At 73.8% G+C, this 1,357-nt stretch carries 1 protein-coding gene and 1 pseudogene; both read right to left on the minus strand.

Annotated features, from left to right (window positions below):
- Nucleotides 1-409: 409 nt before the first annotated feature.
- A complete protein-coding gene (gene rlmB, locus C667_RS22995) occupies nucleotides 410-1,165 on the minus strand; it encodes a 23S rRNA (guanosine(2251)-2'-O)-methyltransferase RlmB (protein WP_004388967.1) in 756 nt (251 codons plus the stop codon).
- Nucleotides 1,158-1,357: pseudogene (locus C667_RS26250) on the minus strand (YjgN family protein); the annotation flags it as partial. The gene rlmB and the pseudogene C667_RS26250, both read right to left, overlap by 8 nt.

Raw genomic sequence — 1,357 nt, forward strand, 5'->3', positions numbered from 1 at the left:
TCGGGCGGCGAGGGGCGGGAACGCCAGGGGTCGGTTCGTGCGGGACGGCACGGAGCGGGAACGCCTCGGGTGCGCGCCGGTTCATGTAGGAGCGCCGGCAGGCGCGAACGCGGCCTCACCTTCACGCGACCACGCCGGCGGCGGGCGCTGCACCACCAGATTCGCGGCTGCCGCCGCTCCTACAGGGGGCTGCGGTTCGTGTCGGGCGGCGAGGGGCGGGAACGCCAGGGGTCGGTTCGTGCGGGACGGCACGGAGCGGGAACGCCTCGGGTGCGCGCCGGTTCAGGTAGGAGCGCCGGCAGGCGCGAATGGGGGAGCGGCCGCCACCGCGGCACATGGCAATCGCCCCCTTATCCGAACCGCCGCCTTCGCGGCTTGCGCCGGGCCTGCCGGAATACGGCCACGCGCGTCACGCGCTGCGCTGGCGGCGAGCCTCGAAGAGGCAGATGCCACTGGCCACCGAGACGTTGAGGCTCTCGACGCTGCCGTGCATGGGGATGCGCGCGAGCTCGTCGCAGGTGTCGCGGGTGAGGCGGCGCAGGCCGTCGCCTTCGGCGCCGAGCACCCAGGCGACGGGGACCTTCTGGTCGATCTCGTAGAGGGTCTTCTCGGCCTCGCCCGCGGCGCCGACGACCCACACGCCGGCGTCCTGCATCTCGCGCAGCGCGCGCGCGAGGTTGGTGACGGTGATGTAGGGCACGGTGTCTGCTGCGCCGCTGGCGACCTTGACCGCGGTGGCGTTGAGGCCCACCGCGCGATCCTTGGGTGCGACCACGGCGTGGGCGCCGGCGGCGTCGGCGACGCGCAGGCAGGCGCCGAGGTTGTGCGGGTCCTGCACGCCATCGAGCACGAGGATGAGCGCGTTCTCGTCGAGGCTGTCGAGGACGTCGGCGAGCTTGATCTCACGCCGGGTGGCATCGACCTTCGCCACCACACCCTGGTGGCGGCGGGTGCCGACGAGGGCGTCGAGCTTGTCGCCCTCGCTCTGGGTGATGCGCACGCCGGCAGTCTCGGCCTGGGCGAGGAACTTGCGCACGCGCGCGTCCTTGCGGTCGGCGGTGAGGAAGATCTCGAGCACCGCGTCGGGCGCGTGGCGCAGCTTGGCGGAGACGGCGTGGAAGCCGTAGATCAGCCGGGTGGGCGTGTTTTCAGGTGCTTTAGCCACGGTCGGAGCCCTTTGCGGTGGTCTTGCGGCCGGCACGTCGGGACCGGGCCGGGGGCGCGGATTCTAGCGCTTCGGCGGCGGGCGCGGCGGGGGTTTCGACCGCGGGGCTTCCGGTGGCCTTCTTCGCACGCTTGGCGCGCGACTTGGGCGCGGCGGGCTGCGGGGCGGCCGGCGCGGCCTCGACCACCGGCG

It is taken from the genome of Thauera phenylacetica B4P, from assembly GCF_000310225.1.
Classification (GTDB): Bacteria; Pseudomonadota; Gammaproteobacteria; order Burkholderiales; family Rhodocyclaceae; genus Thauera; species Thauera phenylacetica.